The sequence below is a fragment of the Pseudomonas mendocina genome, from assembly GCF_003008615.1.
GTDB lineage: Bacteria > Pseudomonadota > Gammaproteobacteria > Pseudomonadales > Pseudomonadaceae > Aquipseudomonas > Aquipseudomonas mendocina_C.
This window is the reverse complement of sequence record NZ_CP027657.1, coordinates 2,308,967-2,331,205: the sequence shown is the minus strand read 5'-3', so window position 1 is coordinate 2,331,205 and position 22,239 is coordinate 2,308,967. Positions and strand designations below refer to the sequence as shown.

General features: G+C 64.2%; 15 protein-coding genes and 1 pseudogene. 3 read left to right on the top strand and 13 right to left on the bottom strand.

The genetic code is table 11. From position 1 onward, the window contains the following. Positions 1 to 87: 87 nt before the first annotated feature. On the top strand, positions 88 to 1,533 hold the full coding sequence (gene cls / locus C7A17_RS10820; protein ID WP_106738040.1) for a cardiolipin synthase: 1,446 nt from the start codon (positions 88 to 90) through the stop codon (positions 1,531 to 1,533). Positions 1,534 to 1,573: 40 nt separating this feature from the next. Continuing rightward, on the top strand, positions 1,574 to 2,302 hold the full coding sequence (locus C7A17_RS10815) for a substrate-binding periplasmic protein (RefSeq protein ID WP_106738039.1): 729 nt from the start codon (positions 1,574 to 1,576) through the stop codon (positions 2,300 to 2,302). Here the strand turns inward: C7A17_RS10815 and C7A17_RS10810 are convergent. From C7A17_RS10810 to cfaB, 9 genes and pseudogenes are all read right to left on the bottom strand, one after another. Continuing rightward, positions 2,285 to 3,496, bottom strand: a complete 1,212-nt coding sequence (locus C7A17_RS10810) for a PepSY-associated TM helix domain-containing protein (RefSeq protein WP_106738038.1) — start codon at positions 3,494 to 3,496, stop codon at positions 2,285 to 2,287. The genes C7A17_RS10815 and C7A17_RS10810 overlap by 18 nt on opposite strands. Before the next feature lie 48 nt (positions 3,497 to 3,544). Continuing rightward, positions 3,545 to 5,680, bottom strand: a complete 2,136-nt coding sequence (locus tag C7A17_RS10805) for a TonB-dependent siderophore receptor (protein ID WP_106738037.1) — start codon at positions 5,678 to 5,680, stop codon at positions 3,545 to 3,547. Positions 5,681 to 5,851: 171 nt separating this feature from the next. After that, positions 5,852 to 6,361, bottom strand: a pseudogene (locus tag C7A17_RS10800) (DUF3617 domain-containing protein). Between the two features lie 278 nt (positions 6,362 to 6,639). Further along, positions 6,640 to 7,047, bottom strand: a complete 408-nt coding sequence (locus C7A17_RS10795) for a DUF1850 domain-containing protein (RefSeq protein WP_106738036.1) — start codon at positions 7,045 to 7,047, stop codon at positions 6,640 to 6,642. Continuing rightward, positions 7,044 to 9,107, bottom strand: a complete 2,064-nt coding sequence (locus tag C7A17_RS10790; RefSeq protein WP_106738035.1) for a TRAP transporter permease — start codon at positions 9,105 to 9,107, stop codon at positions 7,044 to 7,046. The genes C7A17_RS10795 and C7A17_RS10790 overlap by 4 nt, the downstream gene beginning before the upstream one ends. A gap of 114 nt (positions 9,108 to 9,221) precedes the next feature. Then, positions 9,222 to 10,178: a TAXI family TRAP transporter solute-binding subunit gene (locus tag C7A17_RS10785; RefSeq protein WP_106738034.1), complete on the bottom strand. Its 957-nt coding sequence runs from the start codon at positions 10,176 to 10,178 to the stop codon at positions 9,222 to 9,224. Positions 10,179 to 10,454: 276 nt separating this feature from the next. After that, positions 10,455 to 11,798, bottom strand: a complete 1,344-nt coding sequence (locus C7A17_RS10780) for a sigma-54-dependent transcriptional regulator (RefSeq protein WP_106738033.1) — start codon at positions 11,796 to 11,798, stop codon at positions 10,455 to 10,457. Positions 11,799 to 11,965: 167 nt separating this feature from the next. Beyond that, entirely contained in the window at positions 11,966 to 13,714 is a 1,749-nt protein-coding gene (locus tag C7A17_RS10775; protein WP_106738032.1) for a sensor histidine kinase, read from the bottom strand. A gap of 38 nt (positions 13,715 to 13,752) precedes the next feature. Continuing rightward, positions 13,753 to 14,937 (bottom strand): C17 cyclopropane fatty acid synthase CfaB, encoded by a 1,185-nt coding sequence (gene cfaB / locus C7A17_RS10770; RefSeq protein WP_106738031.1) that lies wholly within the window; start codon positions 14,935 to 14,937, stop codon positions 13,753 to 13,755. A gap of 474 nt (positions 14,938 to 15,411) precedes the next feature. Here cfaB and C7A17_RS10765 point away from each other — a divergent pair, with 474 nt between their 5' ends. Further along, positions 15,412 to 17,334: a methyl-accepting chemotaxis protein gene (locus C7A17_RS10765; protein WP_106738030.1), complete on the top strand. Its 1,923-nt coding sequence runs from the start codon at positions 15,412 to 15,414 to the stop codon at positions 17,332 to 17,334. A 9-nt stretch (positions 17,335 to 17,343) separates the two neighbouring features. On the opposite strand, the gene C7A17_RS10760 is transcribed toward C7A17_RS10765, so the two are convergent. From C7A17_RS10760 to C7A17_RS10745, 4 genes are read right to left on the bottom strand one after another with little or no spacing between them, the layout of a single operon-like run. After that, on the bottom strand, positions 17,344 to 18,351 hold the full coding sequence (locus C7A17_RS10760; RefSeq protein WP_106738029.1) for a FecCD family ABC transporter permease: 1,008 nt from the start codon (positions 18,349 to 18,351) through the stop codon (positions 17,344 to 17,346). Further along, positions 18,348 to 19,319: an ABC transporter substrate-binding protein gene (locus C7A17_RS10755; protein ID WP_106738028.1), complete on the bottom strand. Its 972-nt coding sequence runs from the start codon at positions 19,317 to 19,319 to the stop codon at positions 18,348 to 18,350. Before C7A17_RS10755 ends, C7A17_RS10760 begins: the two co-directional genes overlap by 4 nt. After that, complete coding sequence (locus tag C7A17_RS10750; protein WP_106738027.1) at positions 19,319 to 20,086, bottom strand: ABC transporter ATP-binding protein; 768 nt, start codon at positions 20,084 to 20,086, stop codon at positions 19,319 to 19,321. Before C7A17_RS10750 ends, C7A17_RS10755 begins: the two co-directional genes overlap by 1 nt. After that, positions 20,086 to 22,206 (bottom strand): TonB-dependent receptor, encoded by a 2,121-nt coding sequence (locus tag C7A17_RS10745; RefSeq protein WP_106738026.1) that lies wholly within the window; start codon positions 22,204 to 22,206, stop codon positions 20,086 to 20,088. The genes C7A17_RS10750 and C7A17_RS10745 overlap by 1 nt, the downstream gene beginning before the upstream one ends. Between the last annotated feature and the right edge of the window lie 33 nt (positions 22,207 to 22,239).

Here is a 22,239-nt window from a genome sequence, read left to right as displayed (position 1 = left end):
CCCTGGGTAGCCGTGGCAGGATGGTCGGCGAACACCGCGCAAAGCCCGTGGTCAGCTGCACACAGCCCATGCGAAGGACGCCCCTGCATGCCTGCGGATTTCGGCATTCCCCACCTGTTCGCCTACCTGATCGCCACCATTCACGCGCTCGGCACGCTTGCGGCCATCCATGCCGTGCTCACCGTGCGTACCGCCCAGGGCGCGCTGGCCTGGGGCCTGTCGCTGTTCTTCATGCCGTACCTGACCTTGCTGCCGTACCTGATCTTCGGCCGCAGCCGCTTCGACGCCTACGTCAAGGCGCGCCGCGAGGCGGACACGGAGATGCACCACGCCATGGCCGCACAGGACTGGCGCCCCTGGGTCGAAGAAGCCAAGGCCGCGCACCTGTCACCAGCCTATGATCGCCTGCGCGCCCTGCCCCGGCTGTCGCACCTGCCCGGCCTGACCGGTAACCGCGCCGAGTTGCTGATCGATGGCGAGGCCACCTTCGCCGCCCTCTTCGAAGCCCTGGCCAGCGCCCAGCAGGTGATCCTGCTGCAGTTCTTCATCATCCGCGATGACAGTCTCGGCCGGCGCCTGCACGACATCCTGCTGGAGCGGGCGGCCGCCGGGGTGAAGGTGCATGTGCTGTACGACGGCGTCGGTAGCCACTCGCTGTCCAACGCCTTCATCGACCGCTTGCGTCGTGGCGGCGCACAGGTGCACGCCTTCCCCACCCGCTCCGGACTGTTCAACCGCTTCCAGCTGAACTTCCGCAACCACCGCAAGATCGTCGTGGTCGATGGCGAAATCGGCTTTCTCGGCGGCCTCAATGTCGGCATCGAATACCTCGGCCAGAAACCGCCGCTCTCGCCCTGGCGCGATACCCACGTGGAAGTCCGCGGGCCGGTGGTGGCCAGCCTGCAGGAGGCGTTCGCCGAAGACTGGTACTGGGCCTGCCAACAGTTGCCACCGCTCTTGATGCCGAGCAAGCAGGATGAACCCGGCCTGCTCTGCCAGGTGATCGCCAGTGGCCCGGCCGACCCGCAGGAAACCTGCTCGCTGCTGTTCGTCGAGGCGATTCATGCGGCGCGTGAACGGGTCTGGCTGAGCAGCCCGTACTTCGTGCCCGACGAAGCGCTGTTCGCCGCGCTGCGCCTGGCGGTGATGCGCGGCGTCGACGTACGCCTGCTGCTGCCAGCGCGCCCGGATCATCGCATCGTCTACGCCGCTTCCAGCCTGTATGCCTTCGAGGCGTTGCGCGCCGGCGTGCGGGTGTTCCGCTACCAACCCGGGTTCCTGCACCAGAAGGCCTTGCTGATCGACCACGACGCCTGCGTATTGGGCAGCGCCAACCTGGACAATCGCTCGTTCCGCTTGAATTTCGAGGTCAGCCTGCTGACCTTCGACGAAGGCTTCAACACCCAGGTCGCCGACATGCTGGAAGAGGACTTCAGCCGCTCGCGCGAACTGGTCAATGCCGACCGGCGCAACGTGCATCGTCTGCAGCAACTGGGCATGCGCGTGGCGCGACTGATCTCGCCCATCCTCTGAGCTATGGTTAAGGGGCCGCTCCGCAGTCGGTCGCGCCTTCATGAAGAGATTGTTCATCCTGCTCTGTCTCAGCCTGCACGCCTGGCCCGTCCTGGCGCAGGAGGAGCTTCGCGTCGGCGTCGAGTTGCAGCCCTATCAACCGTATTCCGACGTGCAGAATGGCGAGTACCGCGGCTACGCACGCGATCTGCTGGATGCCTTCGCCGAGGAGTACGGCTACCACTTCGTCTACACGCCGCTGCCGGTGCGACGGCTGCTCAGTGATTTTCTCTCTGGGCGGGTCGATCTCAAGTTTCCGGATCACCCGCAATGGAACGCGAACCAGAAAGCCGGCCATGACATTCACTACAGCCAGCCGGCCGCGCCCTACATCGACGGCATTCTGCTCAAGCCGAACTACCTGGGGTTGGGCAAGGGGCACATCAGGCTGCTCGGCACGCAGAACGGCTTCACCCCCTGGCCCTACCTGGCAGACGTTCGCTCCGGGCGCATCAGGCTGATCCAGGCCAACCAGATCGACTCGCTGTTGCGCATGGCCGTCAGTGACCGTGTCGATGCCGTCTACCTCAACCCGCAGGTGGTCGCCCACCAACTGCGCAAGATGCGCCTGCCGGCCGATGTCCTGGTCTTCGATCCCGAGCTGGATCACGTGCGCGATCACTATTACCTGTCGAGCATCAACCACCCGCAGGTGATCGCGGCCTTCGACCGTTTTCTCCAGGAGCGCGCCGAACTGGTCGCGGCGCTGCGCCTACGCCATGGCCTGTGACGCAGCGCGGCTGCGCTGATCGGCCAGCACCCGCGAGCGCCGCTTCTTCGCCCAGATCACCAGCCCGGTCAATGACAGCCCCGCCACCACCAGCCCCAGCAACGACACCAGGATGCGCCCTGGCAGACCGATGATGCGCCCGGAGTGCAGCGGGAACTGCGCCTGCAGGAAGATATCGCCGGCGCTGCCGGTGCCCGGCACGTGCGCGCCCGCCAGTTCGCCGCTGCGGCTGTCGACGTAGATCCACGGGTTGCCCAGGCCGGCACTGCCATGATCATCGCCCGGCGCATAGAAGCCGACGCCATAGACACCGAATTCGGCCGAGTGGAACAACCCACCGGGCGGCGCCTGCCAGCCAAGACGCCGGGCTTCGGCCGAGGCGACGGCGATGGCCTGGCGCCGGTCGAGTTGCGGCACGATCTGCTCGTCCAGAGTCACCGGCGTGCGGCTGGCGAAGGGGCTCGGCGTCAGCGGCGAGAACAGCTCCACCAGCGGGCGAACCACCTGGCGTTCGAGGTTCATCGATACCGAGGTGACAGCGAGGATCAGCAGCAACAGCCAGACCCAGACGCCGCCCGAGCGATGCAGATCGAAGTTCAGCTTGTAGCCACCCTGGCGCCAGCGAAAGGCGAACGACTTGCGCCAGCTGCGCAGGTTGGGGAACGACAGCCACAGCGCCACCAAGCAATCCAGGCACCAGACGATGGCGACGATGCCGAAGAACAGCACGCCCAGCTCGATGCCGAAACCCTCGGGAATATGCAGGCTGTAATGCAGCTTGTAGAGAAACGGCAGCAGGTTCTCCCGGCTCAGGGAAATCGCGCCCCACTCACGCTGCCCCTGGATATCGCCGGTTACCGGATCGACCCCGAGTTGGTTGAAGCCCAGCTTGTACGCCTTGCCCGTCGCAGGATCGATACGCGGGTCGACGAAGATCCCCAGCGCATGGCCCGGCTCCAGCGCCAGCGGCATGAAGCTCACCTGCAGGCGCGGGTCGCGTGCCTCCAGCGCATCGACCAATTGCAGCGGATCCTGGGCCGGGCCGGCGCTCTGCGCGTCGAACAAGTGTGGATTGAGCCACTCGTCCAGTTCGTGATCCCAGGAAATGACGGCGCCGGTCAAACCGGCGGTAAACAGGAACAGGGCGATGAACAGGCCGCACCAGCGGTGCAGCAATACCAGAATCGGACGCATGAGATTTTCTCGTCAACCAGCAGGGCGGCCCGAGGGCCGCCCTTCCAGTCAGTACTTCCAGGTCAGGGTGGCACTGACGTTACGCGGTGCGCCGTAATAGGCCTGAGTCCAGTACAGGCTGCTCAGGTACTTCTCGTCGGTGAGGTTGTTGAGGTTGGCCGACACGCTCCAGTTCGGGTCGATGTCGTAGCTGGCCATCAGGTCGACTACGGCGTAGGCCTTCTGCGTGACGTCGGCACTGCCGATGGAAGTGCGGCCATCATCGGCCGTCAACGGTACTGCGGTTTTTATGCTGTCCTGCCAGCGCACGGCAGCGCCCACCTTGAGTTTTTCCAGACCTGGCACGCGATAGGTAGCCGCAGCCTTGACCATGTGCTTCGGCGAGTAGGTCACGGCATGCGCGTCATCGGCATCGGTGATGTCGACGAAGGTGTAGCCGGCGCTGAGCTGCAACCCATCCAGCGGTTCGCCGGAAAACTCCAGCTCGTAGCCTTCGCTGGTCAGGCCTTCGATGGCGCGGTAGTAGGCCACGCCTCCGATGACACCGGCCTGCTCGGCAAAGTTGTCCTGCTCGGTGCGAAATACCGACAAGGCAACGTTGACCTTGTCGTCGAACAGCTCACCCTTGATACCGGCCTCATAGTTGACACCCTCTACCGGCGCCAGACGTGAGCCGGTGATATCGACCTTGGTCTGTGGATCGAAGATCTCGGTATAGCTGGCGTACAGCGAGTACTGTTCGGTGAGGTCGTAGACCACGCCAGCATAGGGTACGACCTTGCCACTGTTCTTCGAGGACTTGGCCAGGCTGTAGTTGATGCCGTTGCTCCTCACGTCGATCACGCGGGCACCGGTGATCAGGCTCAGATCGTCGGTCAGGCTCCAGCGTGCCGCAGCGTAGGCACTCTTCATGCGGTCGGTGAAATCGCTGCCGGCGCTGCCGTTGTCATTGCGCGGTTTCGCGTAATCGCCGCTCCAGTCCTCCAGTGGCGGCAGCATGGTGCCGGTAGTCGAGTCGTACCAGGAACGATCCTCGAGTTCGGAGCGCGACCAACTGGCACCCAGCGTCGCCTCATGCTCGCGTCCGGCCAGGCTGAAGGGGCCGCTGGCCTGCAGGTCGGCGATCAGCTGGGTGTTCTTTTCCTTGTACTCGGAAGGGTAGGAATACAGACCGGCGCCGGTCGCACGATTGGGCGTGCCGTAGATGTAGAACATCGAACCGTCGCTCTTCTTCTCCACACGCGTGAGCACGGTCTTGGCCTGCCAGCCGTTGGCGAAGGTATGCGCCAGTTCGGCGAAGGTGCGGTTTTCCTGATTGTCCCAATAGGCCCAGTCAGTGGCGGTGCTGGTGGAGCGCGAATAGTTGGTCTTACCACCATCCTGATAGACCAGCGGCAGCGCCCCCCACATCGGCGAGTTGGCATCGCTGGTCTGCAGGGTGTGGCCGAGGGTGAAGATCGTGCTGTCGTTCAGATCGAACTCCAGCACGCCATGGAACATGTTCTTCTCGCGCGAATAGCGGTCGAGGTAGGAGTTCTTGTTCTCGTTGGCGTACACCACACGCCCGCGCAACGTGCCGGCGTCATTGAGTGCGCCGGAGAGGTCGGTATCGATGCGGCGTTTGTCCCAGGAGCCGGCGGTCAGGTCGACCCGTGCCTGCGGGATTGCCGTCGGGCGTTTGCGCACGAAGTTGACGGTCGCCGAAGGGTTGCCGGTGCCGGAGATCAGGCCGTTGGCACCGCGAATCACCTCGACCCGTTCGTACATGGCGGTATCCAGATCACCCTCGACGTTGCCATAGACGAACGGCACGGAGATGCCGTCGTACTGGAAGTTGGTGATGTCGAAACCACGGGCGGTGTAGTAGGTGCGATCCGTCTCGACTTCCTGCACCTGCACGCCCGGCACGGCCTTGAGCGCGTCGTTGACGCTGGTGAGATTGAAGTCGCGCAATTGTGCGCCGCTGAGGGTGGAAACCGCCTGCGGCGTCTGCCGTGGGGTCAGATCCAGTTTGGTCGCGGCACTGCTCGATTGCGCGCGGTAGCTGTCGCGATCAGCGGCGGCACTGCTGCCGACGACGGTCTGGGCGTCCAGTTCCAGCTGGTTGGTTTCCTCGGCCATGGCCTGGGTAAAGCTGCAAGCAGCCGCGATGGCCACAGCCAGGTGGGTCTTTTTGCTGAACAAAGGGGTGTACTCCTGATGCGCTGTCGATAGCCGCGGATAGTCCCTTTGCAGCTGGGTGCCTCACTGGCGCACTCGCACATTGCAAATGCTAATAATTATCGACAAAATTCTCGCAACAAGCCGTTACACCCGTCAATACAAATAAATTACATCTGCAAATCAATATCAGTTTTATTTAAGCGCCGCACAATCCGCCCCGATCCAACGCGCCTGACTCTCCATGCTGCTTGGCTGACCTTTGTAGGTACCTTTGACCTGGGTGGTGAATTCCTTGTCGCTGATGAAACGTGTCTCCCCTTCACCCTGAGCCTGCGGGCAGGTGAAACGGAATTTCCACAGGTTGCCGCTGCGTTCGGTGATCTGCTGGTTACAACCGGAGTTGGGATCCTGCAGGGGAATGTCCTGCGCCTTGATCTGCTCTTCGGTCAGGCAGATTTGCACCCCGCCGGCACCGAGTTTCACGCCGCGCTCGGCCATCATGCCTTCCATCATCTAGCGCTGCTCCGGCGGCAGGTTCTTCATCTGCGCGAGGATCTGATCCATGCCCGGCATCGCCTGACCGCCGACTTGCATGTTGTGCGCGCTGACCTCCCAGACACCGGGCTGCAGCTGTACGGCACTGGCCAGTGCTGGGGCCAGGGCGAAGGTGAGAAACAAGGCGCAACGGGTGTGACGACGCATGGTGGTGCTCCAGTGCAAGGGTCTGAAAGAGCTTAGAGTCTGTTCAAAGTCTCGCGAGCTAGAGCCATGCAAGGCAAAAACAGGCGAGGACGCGGAGTTTACGAGCTGTAAATGAGCAGTCCGAGCCTGTTTTTAACGCGGCAGGGCCGACGCGCAGCAGCCTTTGAACAGACTCTTAGACAGCATAAAGAACAAAACCCCCACTGGCTCACGCCAATGGGGGTTCTCTTCTTTTCCGCCGACGCTTGTGGCGCCGGGAGCCTGGTTCGTGCTCAAACCTATTCCACGTCAGACGAAGCGGAGCCCAGCTCGCAGCTCCAGAGTTCCAGCGTTGGCTGACTCGCTTGTGGCGGGCCGAGCCAGTCGCTCATCGGGCGACAACGCTGGTCAAAACACAGTTGGTAATCCCCGGCTTCGGGCGTACGCCCCACTCGCAGGGGTTGCAAAGGCGGTAGCTGACGCTGGTAGTGCCAGCTGCCATTGCGCAGTTCGGCGCCATCGGGAATCTCCATACCGGCGCCGGAACCCTTGACCCGCGCCTCACCGAGAACCAGGCCTTCGGCAGTGACGCGGTAATCCTCTTCCCAGCGAATCTTCTCGATGGTGTGCGTCCAGGCCAGGGTGAAGGCCGGCACGGGCAGTTCTGCCCAGACCACCCCGGCCAACCCCAGACACAATCCGATCACGCGGCCGCCGGCGCCAACTGGCGACGAGCGCGCAGCACGTGCAGGGCGATGACCACCGCCGCGACCAGGAAGCCGATTTCATCGGTGGTCACGCTGTACAGACCCAGCAGGTCGTAGCTGAACACCGAGGCCGGGATCACCAGCGAGGCACCGGCGGCGAAGATCAGCAGGCGCTCCCACGCGCGTAGCGGCGCCGAGAAGTAGCCCACCACCGCCATGCCCCACAGGCCCACGGCAAACACCGACTTGAGCAACATGTAGATGATCGCGCCCCAGTCGTCGCCCTGCATCAGCAGCGCCGGGTCATACACCGCCATGAACGGCACGACGAAGCCGCAAGCGGCGATGCGCACCGACCACAGGCTGATCTTCAGGCCGTTTTCCTTGGCGATCGAACCCGCAGCGAAGCAGGCCAGTGCCACCGGCGGCGTCAGGTCGGCCATCAGGCCGAAGTAGAAGACGAACATGTGCGAGACGATCAGCGGCACGCCCAGTTCCAGCAGCGCCGGCGCGGCAATGGCGCTGGTGATGATGTAGTTGGGAATGGTCGGGATACCCATACCCAGCACCAGGCAGGTGAGCATGGTCAGTACCAGCGACAGGAACAGATTGTTCTCGCCGATGGCCATGATGTAACCGGCGAAGGTGGTGGCGATGCCGGTCAGCGACACCACGCCGATGATCACACCCACCAGGATGCACGCGACGGCTACCGGTACCGCATGGCGCGCGCCATCGGCCAGCGCCCAGACGCAGGCGCGCAGGGTTTCACGGCCGCCCTTGACGTAGAAGCAGCCGGCAACCAGCAGGCCGATCACACCGAACACCACGCCGATGCCGTACTTGAGGAAGCCGGAGCTGACCAGACCCAGGGCGATCCAGAAGGCGATCTTCAGCCACAGGTTGCTGGCGCGCATGGCGATGGCCGTGCCCAGGATCACGATGGCGGTCAGGGCCAGACCCACGGTGCCGGAGAACATCGGGGTGAAACCGGCGAACAGCAGGTACACCAGCACGCCCAGCGGAATTAGCAGGTACCAGCGCTCCTTGATGGCCGCGAACGGATCCGGGCACTCTTCTTTCGGCAGGCCGGTGAGCTTCAGGCGCTGGGCTTCCAGGTGCACGGTCCAGAAGATCGAGCCGAACCACAGCAGGGCCGGGATCAGTGCCGCCTTGGCGATCTCCACGTACGGCACGTTGATGGTCTCGGCCATGATGAACGCCACGGCGCCCATGATCGGCGGCATGATCTGGCTGCCCATGCTGGCCGAAGCCTCCACGGCAGCGGCAAAGGTGCCCTTGTAGCCGAAACGCTTCATCAGCGGGATGGTGAACTGGCCGGTGGTAACCACGTTGGCCACCCCCGAACCGGTGATGGTGCCCATCAGGGCCGACGTCACTACCGACACCTTGGCCGGGCCGCCGGTCTTGTGACCGAACATGCCCATGGCGAAATCGGTGAACAGCTTGATCATCCCGGCCTGCTCGAGGAAGGCGCCGAACAGGATGAACAGGAAGATGTAGGTACCCGACACATAGGTCGGCGTGCCATAGAGCCCTTCGGTACCGAAGGACAGCTGGTTGATGATCTGGTCGAGGTCGTAGCCACGGTGCGCCAGGTCGCCCGGCAAGTACTCGCCGAACAGTCCATACGCCAGGAAGCCACCGCAGATGATCGGCAACGCCAGGCCCATGACCCGCCGCGCCGCTTCGAACACCAGCACCAGCAAGGTGATGCCGACCACCATGTCGAAGGTGGTGAGGTCACCCGAGCGCTGGATCAGATCCGCCTCGAAGTACCACTGGTAGAGCGCCGTACCCATACCCGCAAGGCCCAGAGCCCAGGCCACCGGTGCCCACGGCCGCCCTTGCCCGTGCGACGGGAAGCACAGGTACACCATCAGCAGCACGAAGCCGACGTGCCCGGCACGCAGCACCTGACTGGAGAACGGATGGAACGCGGCCCCGATGATCTGATAGACCGAAAACAGGATCGCGACGTAAAACACGGCCTTGGGCCACTGACTGGGGTTACCGGTCAGACCTGGATGATCGCTCATGGATAGACTCTCGATGCAGCTGGAATAACAGCGGGCCGTTACCGCAAAGGCTGGGCCGAACGCCGATTCGATAAATGGGGAGCAAGGCGAGCGCCCTGCCCCCGTTTATCCGTATTACTTGAGAACCCCGGCTTCCTTGTAGAAGCGCTCGGCGCCCGGGTGCAGCGGGATCGGCAGCGCCTCGGTGGCCGCTTCCAGGCTGATGTCGTTGGACGCGGAGTGGGCGGTGCGCAGACGCGGGAGGTTGTCGAACAGCAGCTTGGTCATCTGGTAGGCGACGTCGTCGGAGACTTTCTCGTGGCTCACCAGCAGGTTGACGATGGCCGCAGTCGGCACGTCCTGATCCTGGCCGTCGTAGGTACCGGCCGGGATGACCTTGGCCTGGTAGGCCTGGCTGTCGATCTTGGCCACGACTTCTTCAGGGATGGCGACGAAGGTGATTGGCACCATCGACGCGAGGTCACGGATGGCCGCCATGCCCAGGCCGGACGACTGCAGGGTGGCGTCCAGCTGACGGTTCTTGATCAGCTCGACCGACTCGGCGTAGGGCATGAACTCCACACGGCCCATGTCCTTGTAGCTCAGGCCAGCGGCCTTGAAGATCGCCCGGGCGTTGAGCTCGGTACCCGACTTCGGCGCGCCCACGGAGATGCGCTTGCCTTTCAGGTCTTCCAGGGTCTTGATCCCGGATTCCTTGCTGGCAACGATCTGGATGTAGTTCGGGTAGGTAGCGGCGATGGCACGGATGCGCGTCAGCGGCGCCTTGAAGCCAGCGTCTTCCACGCCGTTCCAGGCGTCTTCCACCGAATCGCCCAGAGCAAAGGCGATTTCGCCACGGCCGGACTGCAGCAGGTTGAGGTTTTCCACCGAGGCCTTGGTCGCCTGTACCGAGGTTTTCGCGCCCTCGATGTTGTTGCCATAGATCTGCGACATGGCCACGCCAATCGGGTAGTAGACCCCGCTGGTGCCGCCGGTGAGAACGTTGATGAAGGTGGGAGCGGCAATGGCCGCAGTGCTGGCAGTGATGGCCGCGGCAGCGGCGAACAGACTCAGACGCTTGGTCAGTCGCATGGGGGAAAATCTCCGTTGTTGTTATGGTTGCCGGCTCAGACATGAACCCAGGCACACAGAGCCTTTTGCAGGCCTCATGCCAGAACCGGAAACCCCCGGGCCAGAGGGGTTTCAACAAAGAACACGGAGAGAGGTGCGCAAGATTCCGCCGACCTCGAACGCGGCCATAGGCAAAATTCCGCTTATGGCAGAGGCTCCCGTAGGGTGCGCCATGCGCACCGAGCAAACACCGCGATATTCATGGTGCGCACACCCAGAATGGCTGCGCGACAGCCCCTACACTTCCTCGCCGCCAGGCAGGTAGTCGCTGCGGCTCAGACCATGACGCTGCATCTTCTCGTTGAGGGTGCGCCGTGGCAGTTGCAGCATCTCCATCACCGCCGCGATGTTGCCCTGGCATTGCAGCAGGGCGTTGCGCAGGCATTGCGCCTCGAAGGTCTCCATCTGCTGCGCCAGTGACTGATCCACCACCTGCTCGTTCGAGGACGGATTGGAAAGCCCCAGCGCATGACGCTCGGCGGCGTTGGCCAGCTCGCGCACGTTGCCAGGCCAGTCATGACTGAGCAGCCGCGCCAGCTCGCTCGGTGGCAACGGCGGCGCCTCACGCTCATGACGCAGCGCCGCTTCGGCGGCGAAGTGCTCGAACAGCAGCGGAATGTCTTCACGACGATCACGCAGCGGCGGAATGTGCAGGGTGGCGACGTTGAGGCGATAGAGCAGATCCTCACGGAAACGCCCGGCGCGCACCTCGTCCTGCAGATCCGGTTTGACCGCGCTGATCACCCGCAGGTCGACCTTGATGCTCTTGTTCGAGCCCAGGCGCTCCAGGGTCTTTTCCTGCAGCACGCGCAGCAGCTTGACCTGCTGCGCCAGTGGCAGGCTCTCCACCTCATCGAGGAACAGCGTGCCGCCGTCGGCATGCTCGATACGCCCGATGCGCCGGCCCTGGGCACCGGTAAAGGCGCCGCTCTCGTGGCCGAACAGCTCGCTCTCGAAAATGGTTTCCGGAATCGCTGCGCAGTTGAGCGCGGCAAAGGCCTTGCCGGCACGCGGGCTGAAGTCGTGCAGGCAACGCGCGACGCGCTCCTTGCCGCTACCGGTTTCACCGCGAATCAGCACGTTGACCGAGGTGCCAGCCAGTTCGAGGATCTGCCGGCGCAGATTTTCCATCGGCCGGGAAATGCCGATCAGCTGGTTTTCGATGCGGCCCTTGTCGGCCACCTGGCGACGCAGCTGGCGGTTCTCACAGACCAGGCGGCGCTTGTCCAGCGCACGCCGCACGCTATCGAGCAAACGCTCGGGGGTGAAGGGTTTCTCGATGAAATCGTAAGCCCCCTGACGCAGCGCCTGCACTGCCATCGGCACGTCGCCATGGCCCGTGACCAGAATCACCGGCAGGTCGGCATCCACTTGCAGCAGCTTGTCCAGCAGTTGCAGGCCATCGCTGCCCGGCATGCGCACATCGCTGACGACGATACCGGGGTAGTCACGGTCGACCAGCGCCAACGCCTCTCTGGCACTGCTACAGGTGCGCACCTCGAAGCCAGAAAGCTCCAGCCACTGCTGAACCGCTTCGCGAATCGCCGCTTCGTCATCGACCACTATCACCTGATCGCTCATGGCACCTCCCCGTTATGAACCGCGGCAGTGTAGCCCGGATGAATTCCAGGGGAGCAACCCCGGGTGTGACGAGCGTCACCCTCGGCGCAACGGCGACAGACCGTAGGGTGCACTGCGCGCACCGGTAACCCATGGCACATCGATGGCTGCGGTGTGCACGGCGCACCCTACGGTGCGGCCGGCAGACTCAGGGTGAATACCGCGCCGTGCTCGCTATTGGCTGCGCTCAACGTACCGCCCAATTCCCGCACGATGCCATAGGACACCGCCAGGCCCAGGCCCAGGCCCTGGCCGACCGGCTTGGTGGTGAAGAAGGGTTCGAACACGTGCCCCAGAGTCTCTTCGGCAATCCCGCCGCCGCTGTCCTCGACCATCAACCGACACTCGTCACCCTCACGCAGGATGCGCACGTCGAGGATGCGCCGCTCACTCTCGACCATCGCATCCAGCGCGTTGTGCAGCAGGTTGAGCAGCACCTGTTCCAGGCGAATGGCATCGCCCAAGACCAACGCATCGGCAGCCACCTCGACGTGCAGCTCCACCTGCTCGCTGCGGATGCGCGGCGCCAGCAATTGCAGCGCCTGCTCCAGCACGTCGCCCAGGCGCAGGCGTTCACTGAGGCCGGCCGGGGTCTTGCGGGCGAACGTCTTCAAGTGCCCGGTCAACGCCGCCATGCGTTGCAACAAGCCATCCATGCGCTGCAGACCCTCGCGCATGACCTCGGGCCGCCCGCTTTCGAGCAACAGCCGCTGGCTGCCCAGCTGCATCTGCAAGGCGGTCAGCGGCTGGTTGATCTCATGCGCCATGGCCGCTGACATCTGCCCCAGCGCCGCCATCTTGGCCGCATGCACCAAGCCCTCCTGGGCCTGGCGCAGCTCGGCGGTACGCAACTCCACTTCGCGCTCCAGGCGTTCACGAATGTTCGCCTGCAGGCGCTGGTTCTTGCGCCGCTGGGCGAGGAACAGCAGCAGGAAGGTCAGTGCCAGCCAGGCACCGGCCGCCGCCAGGCTGTAGCTGAGGCGAGCATCGGCCAGGTTGCTGGGATCGCTGAGCAGATGCAGCGTCCAGCCTTCATCGGGCAACGTCATCCGCTGCCAGAGGTAATCACGCGGCCCATCGGGGCCGTCCAGGCGCGTCCAGGCCGTCTCGTCGTCGATGTAGCGATGAACACGGCTGGGTAATGGCTTGAGCGCCTGCTCGGCATATTTGCGCACGTCGATCAGCTCGGCGCGCGCCTGGTCGTCCAGGGCCTGCAAGGTGCGAAAGCGCCAGGCTGGACGATTGCTGAGGATCGCCACTTGGTGACTGTCGGCCACCAGCAGCACGCCGGGCTGATCGACCCATTCGCGCTGCAGTTCCTCCAGCTCCAGCTTGACCACCAATACGCCGATCAGGCTGCCGTCGTCGTCACGAACCACATGGGAAAGGAAGTAGCCGGGAATGCCGGTGGTCACACCGACGGCGAAGTAACGGGCCCCACCTTCGCGCAGGGCATTCTGGAAATAGGGACGGAAGGCGTAGTTGTTGCCGACGAAGCTGCTCCAGTCGCGCCAGTTGCTGGCCGACAGCGTCTCACCCTGGGTGTCGAGCAGATACAGAACGGTAGAGCCGGCCGCCTTGTTCAGTCGCTCCAGACGCAGGTTGAGCGCCATGCGCAGGTGGCGATCCTCGGGCGCACGCAGCAAGCTGCGGATATCGCTGTCCAGCGACAGCACCTCCGGCACCGAGTTGAAGCGCTCGACCAACGTGCGAATCGACTGCGCATAGAGTTGCAGCTGACCGCGCGCCTCCAGGCTGCGTTCTGTCCATGCACGCTGCTCGGCATAACGCCCGGCGAACCACACGCTCAGCACCAGCCCGACCAGAATCGGCAGGACGGTGAAAAGCACGCGATGGCGTTGCAGCACAGTGGGCATGGGCAGCTCGATGGCGAGGACTGCCGCATGTTACCCCATCAGCGATAGAGGTCAGCGCGGCTCCATGGCAGGTCGTGATGGCCGTCCGCGTAGGGTTTCACCGCGAGAATCTGGTGCAGGTTCATCCAGCCATGCTGGAAGCCGTAGGCGCAGCCAGCCAGGTACAGGCGCCAGATGCGCAGCGACTTTTCCGGCACCCACTGCGCGGCAGCCTGCAGCTGTCGCTCCAGCCCCTGGCTCCACAAGTGCAGCGTGCGTGCGTAATGCAAACGCAGACTCTCGACATCGACGACCTCCAGCCCGGCCTCGCTGATCGCCTTGGCGATGGTCGCCAGATGGGGCAGCTCGCCCTGGGGAAAGACGTAGCGATCGATGAACTCGCCCGCACCACGCCCCACCGGGCGACCGTCGGTGAAGCGCGAGGTGATGCCGTGGTTCATCACCAGGCCACCGGGTCTGACCGCACCGAACAGACGCTCGCAATACAGCGACAGGTTGGCGTGGCCGACGTGCTCGAACATGCCGACGCTGACCACCTTGTCGAAGCGTCCGTCCTGCGGCAGGTCGCGGTAATCCAGCAGTTCCAGGGTGACGCGCTCGCTCAGACCCTCCTCGGCCACACGCTGCAAACCCAGCTCCAGCTGCGCCTTGCTCAGGGTGATGCCATGCACCTCGGCGCCGAACTCGCGCGCGGCGAAACGCGCCAGGCCACCCCAGCCACAACCGACGTCGAGCAATCTGTCGCCTGGCTGCAGGCGCAGCTTGCGGCACAGATGACGCAACTTGGCCTGCTGGGCCTGGTCGAGGTCTTCCTGTCCGGTTTCGAAATAGGCGCAGGAGTAGACCATGTCGCTATCCAGCCACAACCGATAGAACTCGTTGGACAGGTCGTAGTGGTAACTGATGGCGGCAGCGTCACTGCCTTTGTCATGGACGGTGTACAACTCGGTGGACGTGGATTGATCACCGAGCAGCGCCGTGCTCAGCGCGTCACCGACCTCGATGGCCTCTTCGATGGAGCCTTCCAGATCCACCCGGCCTTCGACATAGGCCGCGCCCAGCGCATCCAGGCTGGGGTGAGCCAGTTGCGTGACCAGCGTGGGATCTTTCACCACCAGCGTCACCCTGGGTTTCGGCCCCAGGTCGATCTGCTTGCCGTCCCATAACCTCAGGCGCAGCGGTAGTTGCAGATCACGAAATGCGGCGGGCAATTGCGCGAGCATGGTCATCCCTCCTGGCCAGGTTTCATGGAACCTGAAGCAGATGACCTGACCAGCTTGGCCAGGTTCGCTCAGGGCGACTAACGGCTCGAACAGCGGTGGCAGTGCGCGACGGCAAGTGACTTCTGCGCCTCAATTGATGCACTAAACAAAACAAAGCACGTGAAAAATGCATTGGATGGATTTATAGCGCCCTGCCATAGTCCCAAGCACCCTCGTGCCACCTGCCAGGTTCTCGCACAGGCTCAGATTTACGTCCTAGCCCAATAAAACGGCGCCGATCAGCCATTCGAGCTGCCGAAAAGAACAACGGCCACCCATGACTTTCTCTCGTTGCCTGCCTTCGCAAAACCTCCACCTCGCCATGCACCGGTGGTTCCCGATCGAAGGGGAGCCGAACCGCGGCATGCCTGCCCCTGAACGCGCAGCGCGTTGCACGAGACGTCCCACCCCCCTCACGAATCAGGAGTGCGTCCTATGTATCGCTGGCTTGCCAATCTGAGTGTCGGCAGAAAACTGATGACGGGCTTCGGCCTGCTGCTGCTGATGAGCCTTCTGATCTTCTGGGCAGGCTGGGATTCCATTCGCAACCTGTCCTACCGCATGGATCGCATGAGCGCGGTCAACCAACTGATGCAGGATCTCTCGGAAATGCGCCTGGCGCGTGCCGCTTACCTGCAGAGCGGTGGAGACGAGAAGAGCGTCGGCGAGCTGAAGCAGAAGATCGCCAGCATCGAGCAGAACCTGGCGGGCCTGCGCAACTTCTTCACGACCGAAACCAACCGGCAGAAAATCGTCCAGATGGATCAGGCCCTGGCCAGTTATCAGGCCATCATCCAAGACCTGCAAGCGGCTTACCAACAGATCGCGGCCTCTCGTAACGCGCGCCGCAGCAGCGGCGACCAGGCCCTCGCCGCGCTGGACAAGCTCGATGGCTACGTCAGCAGCGACACCGAGGACGTGCTCAGAACGCACGAGCGCTACAAGGTCGTGAAGACCATCCAGATGCAGTTTCTCTATGCCCGCTTCGAGACCAGGGCCTATACCTACAGCGGCAAGAAGGATCAGTACCAGTCCGCCATCGACGCCGTCGACAAGACCCTCGGCAACCTCCAACCGCTGCGGGCGCAATTGAGCGATGCACCCGCTGAACTGTTCCGGGACATGGAACAGTCCATTCGCACCTACCGCGATACGCTCGACACCCACCAGGCAGCCCTGCAACGCATCGACGGTGATCTGCAGCAGGCTCAGCAACTGGTGCTGTCGATGGTCGAGAACTGCCTGGCGCTGTATGAAAACCAGATGCAGCAGCGCACTGAAGATACCCGTCATGCTGCCTGGATACTGCTCACCTGCCTGGCCCTGGCCCTGGTTTTCGGGGTCGCCAGTGCAGCGCTGATCACCCGGCAGATCGTCCCGGCTCTGCGCAACGCCCTGCACAATGTGCAGCGCATTGCCGGCGGCGATCTCAGCCATCAGGACAACGTGCAGCGCACGGACGAGATCGGCCAGTTGCAGCAGGGCGTCAGTGCCATGGCCAGCAGCCTGAGACAGCTGATCGGGCATATCGGCGACGGCGCGACGCAGATCGCCAGCGCCACCGAAGAACTCTCCGCCATCACCCAGCAGACCCGTGCCGGCGCCAACGAGCAGAAACTGGAAACAGACCAGGTCGCCACCGCCATGCACGAGATGGCCACCTCGGTGCAGGACGTGGCGCGCAATGCAGTCGAAACGGCGCACGCGGTGGAACTCACCGCGCAGGACGCCAGCAACGGCGCGCAGATCGTCAGGAAAGCCATCGAACAGATCGACAGCCTGTCCGGTGAAGTCGAGCTGACCGGCGAGGCCATCAGTGCCCTGGCCGAGGAAAGCGGGCGCATCGGCAGCATGCTCGACGTCATCAAGTCGGTGGCCGAGCAGACCAACCTGCTGGCCCTCAACGCCGCCATCGAGGCCGCCCGTGCCGGGGAAGCCGGGCGTGGCTTCGCCGTGGTCGCCGACGAGGTACGGGGGTTGGCCCAGCGCACCCAGCAGTCCACCCAGGAAATCGAGGCGCTGATCGCCGCCCTGCAGCAGGGCACACTCAAGGCCGTGCAACGTATGGAAGGCAGCCGCAGCCTCACTCAAAACAGCGTCGCGCTGGCCCGTCAGGCCGGTGATGCGCTGCAGAGCATCACCGCGAGTATCGGCAATGCCCAAGGTATGACCCAGCAGATCGCCGCCGCCGCTGAACAGCAAGGCGCCGTCGCCGAGGAAATCAACCGCAGCGTGCTCAACGTGCGCAGCATCACCGAGCAGGCCTATACGGCGAGCGAGCAGACCAGCCAGGCCAGCCTGGAGCTGGCCCGCCTCGGCAGTACGCTGCAAAGTCAGGTGCAGCGCTTCCGCCTATGAAGTCGGTGGCTAGCGGCGCCTGAGCAGGGCCACGAAGAACACCCCGCCGATGGCGGCGGTGACGATGCCGATGGGCAGATCCTGCGGCGCCAGCCAGGTGCGCGCCGCGACATCGACCCAGACCAGAAACAGCGCACCGAGCAGTGCCGCCACGGGCAGCAGGCGGCGGTGCTCGGCGCCGACCAGAAAGCGCGCCACGTGCGGCAGCATCAGGCCGACGAAGCCGATGGCGCCGGACAGCGACACCAGCACCCCAGTCAGCAGCGAGGCCACCACGAACACCAGCAGGCGCACCCGGCGCGGCTCCAGGCCAAGACTTACCGCGCTCTGCTCGCCGGCCATCAGCGCGTTCAGCGCACGACCCAAGCCCAGCAGCACGGCCAGCGCCAGCAACAGGCACACGGCCGGCAGCCAGAGCAGTTCCCAGCGCGCCAGGCCGAGGCCGCCGAGCATCCAGAACAGCACCGAGCTGGCCGCATGCGGGTTGCCCAGGTACAGCAGCAGGTTGCTCGCCGCCATCATCACGAACGACACCGCCACCCCGGCCAGCAGCAGGCGGTCGCTCTCCAGCCGCCCGCTGCGACTGGCGATGGCCAGCACCAGCAGCATGCTTGCCAATGCGCCGACGAAGGCCGCCAGCGGCAGGCTGAGCAGCCCGGCGAACTCGCCCAGGTAGAGCACCACGACCACAGCGCCGAAAGCCGCGCCGGAGCTGACGCCGAGCAGGTGCGGGTCGGCCAGCGGGTTGCGCGTCACCGCCTGCAGCGCCGTTCCGACCAGCGCCAGCCCAGCGCCCACCAGCGCGCCGAGCAGCACCCGTGGCGCGCGCAGTTGCCAGACGATACTGTCCTGACCGACGCTCACCGCTGCCTCGGGCACGATGCCGAACAGGTGCTGACCGAGGATCGCCAGCACCTGTTCGAGCGACACCTGGGCCGCGCCGAAACCCAGTGAAACCGCACAGGATAGCGCCAGCAGCCCGATCAACCCGAGCAGCAGCAGGCGATAGCGACTCACTGTGCGAAAACCTCGGGATGCAGTGCGGCGGCCAGGGTCTCGATGGCGGCGGCGTTATCCAGGCTCGGTGTAACGGCGAGATAGGAGAGCACCACAAAGCGCTGCTCGCGGATCGCCGTGACACCTTGCAAGGCCGGATGCTGCAGGAGGAAATCGCGCTTCTGCGCGGCCGTGCGCTCGCCATAGTCGACGATCAGGATCAGCTCGGGATCCTCCTCGACCACCGACTCCCAGCCGACCTTCATCCAGTTGGCCGCCACGCCGTCCATCACGTTGCGCCCGCCAGCCGCCTCGATCAGCGGCTGCGGCATGCCCAAACGCCCGGCGCTGAAGGGCACGTCCTCGCCGCTGTCGTAGACGAACACCCGCGGCCGCGTCGGTTGCACACCCAGGCGAACCTGCACCGCCGCCACCCGCGCCTGCATGACCTGCACCAGGGCCTCGGCGCGATCTTCGACGGCGAAGATAAGGCCGAGGTTGCGCAGGTCGTTGTAGACATCGTCGAGGCTGGCGACGCGCCCCGGCATGATATGCGCGCAGGACTCGCTCAGCTCGTACACCGGAATGCCAAAGCGCGCCAGGCTGGCTGGAGTGATCTCGCCGCCGATGCGCATACCGTAGTTCCAGCCGGCGAAGACGAAGTCGGTGCCGGCATCGAGCAGATTCTCCAGCGACGGGTAGCGCACGGCCAGCTCGGGCAGACCGCCCAACTGCGCGCGCATGTCCGGGTCGAGGGTCTTCCAGCCGCTGATGCCGGTGTAGCCGGCCATGCGCTCGCGCAGACCAAGTGCCAGCAGCATGGCGGTCATGTTGACGTCATGGCTGACCGCACGCTGCGGCGGCTGCTCGATGGTTACCTGACGGTCGCAACTGGTGACGGTGGCCGCCCAAACGGGGTTCGCCGACAACAGCGCCGAGAGCACAAACGTGGGTAGGAGCGGCTTCAGCCGCGAATGGCACAGACTCATCAGACTATCCAGGTAATGCGCGGGTGCCCCGCCAGTGGATGGGTGTCGACCAATGCCTGCAGGCCGAACACCTGCTGCAGCAGCTCGGCGGTCAGCACTTCGGCGGGCGTACCGACGGCCACCAGGCGGCCCTGGTCGAGCACGCACAGGCGGTCGCAGAAGGCCGCCGCCAGGTTGAGGTCGTGGAAGCTGGCCAGGGTCGCCAGGCCCAGCGCCTTGATCTGCCGCAGCAGCTCCAGCTGGTAGCGCGGGTCGAGGTGATTGGTCGGCTCGTCGAGGATCAGCAGTTGGGGTTGCTGCACCAGGGCGCGGGCCAGCAGCGCGCGTTGCTTCTCGCCACCGGACAATCGAGCGAAAGGTTGTTGCGCCAATGCGCCAAGACCAACACGCGCCAGCGCTTCGTCGACCAGACGCCGATCCTCGGCATCGTCGCCGTCGAACAGCCCCTTGTGCGGCGTGCGGCCCATGGCCGCCAGCTCGTGCACGCGCAGGCCGAAGTCCTGCGGGAATTCCTGCAGCACCACCGCCACGCGCTGCGCACTCCAACGCGGCGAGCGCTGCCACAGCGCCTCGCCGTCCAGCTCAATGCTGCCGCCACTGGGCCGCTGAAAGCGATAGGCGCAGCGCAGCAGACTGGTCTTGCCGCTGCCGTTGGGGCCGATCAGCCCCACCAGCTCGCCATCGTCGACCGCCAGATCGATACCGTCGAGCAGCGGCCGCTGGCCGTCGGGCGACCAGGCCAGCTCGCGGATGCGCAGACGCTGCATCAGAAGCTGTAGTCCGCAGTGACGAAGAACGAGCGCGGTTCGCCGAGCAGCCACTGCTGGCCGTTGTGCATCTGGCTACGGGCGTAGGTGCGGTCGAACAGATTGTTCAACTGCAGGCCCAGGCGCACATCCGGCTGCACCTGCCAGGCAACATTGGCATCGACCACGGTGTAGCCCGGCACGTCCACGGTGTTGGCCGTATTGGCGTAACGGGCATCGACATAGCGAGCGCCGATACCGGCATCCACACCCCATCCGAAGTCCTTGTTCAGCCACAGGTTGGCGGTGCGCCGCGGCACGTTGTTCGGACGATTGCCACTGCGGTCACCGCCGCCTTCGACGAAGTCATCGTATTCGGCGCGCACGAACGCCGCGTTGGCCGAAACCTGCCAGCCGCCGTCGAGTGCCAGCTCCAGAGTCGCCTCCAGGCCATCGGACGACTGCTGGCCAATCTGCACGGTCGGCGAGGTCGGGGTTTCGCGACTGAGCAGCTTCTTCTTGACGATGTGATAGGCAGCCAGCGTCCATTCACCGCGTCCATCCCAGAACGACTGCTTGAGGCCGAACTCGGTCTGCTTGGACTCGGTAAGATCCATCTGCTGCTGGCCCGGATTGAGCGTGATGAGGTTGTTCACCCCATCCTCGCTGGTGGAGTACTGACCGTACAACGACAGTTGCGGAGTAACGGCAAACACTAGGCCGGCACGCCAGTTTCCACCGCTCAGGCTGCGATCAGATCGGGTACCTGCACGCAGGTCGTCACGATCGATATGGTTCTGGTCGCGACGGATGCCAGTGACCAGCGACCAGCGTTCGCTGAGCTGCAGCTGGTTCTCGGCGAACAGGGCGAAGGTACGGGTCTCGCTGCGCGAGTGCGGGCGATAGGCATCGAGGCTCTGGTAGTAGCCGGGTGGCGGATTCCAGGGATCGATGAATTCGCCACCACCAACATCGGTATAGGGCGAGTTGTTGGCCAGGTTGAAACGGATACGGTTGAACTCGCCGCCGACCAGGGTACGGCTGGCCAGGCCAAACAGCGAGTGGTTGAAGGTGAAGATCTGGCGGTCGCCGATCTGTTCCTGATCGTGCTTGATTTCCAGCTGTTCGCGGCGGTTGAGCTGACCCTGAGCGGCGTCCCAGGTGAAGTTCTCGGCGTTACGCCAGTAACGGCGCGCTTTGAGGTAGTAGAGCTGGTTGCTGGCGCTGACCTGATCGGAAAGCGTCCAGTCGGTGGTCAGTCGCGTCCACTGCTCGTGATAGGCGATATCGGCGTTGCGTACGTTGTAGTTTTTATCGCGCAGGCTGTCGCGCAACTTGCCATCGACCAGTGGCGTACCGAAGTAGCTACCGGGCTTCAACTTGCCCTGGTCGTGAGCCAGGGTGAAGGCCAGGTCATCGTTGGCTTGCCAGCGCAACGCAGCGCTCAGGCCCAGGTTCTGCGAATCGTCGCGATCGGCCCAGCCATGGCTGGCCTCACGGTTGAGATTGAGGCGGTAACTCAGGGTGTCGCTCAGCGAACCGCCGCTGTCCAGCGCCTGCTGGTTGCGGTCGAACGAGCCATAGCCGAAGCGCACATGGTTCCTGATCTCGCCCTCGAACGGCTTCTTCGCCAGCACGTTGACCACCGCGCCAGTGGCACCTTCGCCGTACAGCACCGAAGCAGGGCCGCGCAGCACGTCGATACGCTCGACCATCCAGGGATCGTGCGGGAACGACACGGTGCCCATGCCGGTGTACATACGAATGCCATCGAACAGCGTCATCACCGAGGCATGACCGGTGAAACCGCGTGCCGACAACGCCGTGCCGCCGTTGCCGGGTGCGCCGATATCACTGATACCTGCCGTACGCGTCACGGCATCCTGCACGCTGCGGTTGTTGCGCTCACGCACCTCGGCACCGCTGAGGCTGGTGGTGCTGGCGGGGGTTTGCAGGGCCGTCAGGCCCAGTCGCGAGCCCGCGACGGTCGGGGTATGCAGGTCGGTAGCGCCCTCTTCGACCGCGGCTTGTGCCTGGACGGTCACTTCAGGGAGGTCGACTGGAGCTTCGCCAGCCATGGCCGCAGAGGCCAACAGCAGCGCGAACGATGCAGAGGTTTGAAACAGGGGATAGCGCGCCATATTGCTTCCATCGCAAAGAGAAAAGGCACGGCA

Bases quoted from the DNA above. Each gene is read 5' to 3' on its own strand.
- C7A17_RS10745 (WP_106738026.1), bottom strand. From the start codon at position 22,206: ATGGCGCGCTATCCCCTGTTTCAAACCTCTGCATCGTTCGCGCTGCTG.
- C7A17_RS10750 (WP_106738027.1), bottom strand. From the start codon at position 20,086: ATGCAGCGTCTGCGCATCCGCGAGCTGGCCTGGTCGCCCGACGGCCAG.
- C7A17_RS10755 (WP_106738028.1), bottom strand. From the start codon at position 19,319: ATGAGTCTGTGCCATTCGCGGCTGAAGCCGCTCCTACCCACGTTTGTG.
- C7A17_RS10790 (WP_106738035.1), bottom strand. From the start codon at position 9,107: ATGAGCGATCATCCAGGTCTGACCGGTAACCCCAGTCAGTGGCCCAAG.
- cfaB (WP_106738031.1), bottom strand. From the start codon at position 14,937: ATGCTCGCGCAATTGCCCGCCGCATTTCGTGATCTGCAACTACCGCTG.
- C7A17_RS10780 (WP_106738033.1), bottom strand. From the start codon at position 11,798: ATGAGCGATCAGGTGATAGTGGTCGATGACGAAGCGGCGATTCGCGAA.
- C7A17_RS10765 (WP_106738030.1), top strand. From the start codon at position 15,412: ATGTATCGCTGGCTTGCCAATCTGAGTGTCGGCAGAAAACTGATGACG.
- C7A17_RS10775 (WP_106738032.1), bottom strand. From the start codon at position 13,714: ATGCCCACTGTGCTGCAACGCCATCGCGTGCTTTTCACCGTCCTGCCG.
- C7A17_RS10785 (WP_106738034.1), bottom strand. From the start codon at position 10,178: ATGCGACTGACCAAGCGTCTGAGTCTGTTCGCCGCTGCCGCGGCCATC.
- cls (WP_106738040.1), top strand. From the start codon at position 88: ATGCCTGCGGATTTCGGCATTCCCCACCTGTTCGCCTACCTGATCGCC.
- C7A17_RS10815 (WP_106738039.1), top strand. From the start codon at position 1,574: ATGAAGAGATTGTTCATCCTGCTCTGTCTCAGCCTGCACGCCTGGCCC.
- C7A17_RS10810 (WP_106738038.1), bottom strand. From the start codon at position 3,496: ATGCGTCCGATTCTGGTATTGCTGCACCGCTGGTGCGGCCTGTTCATC.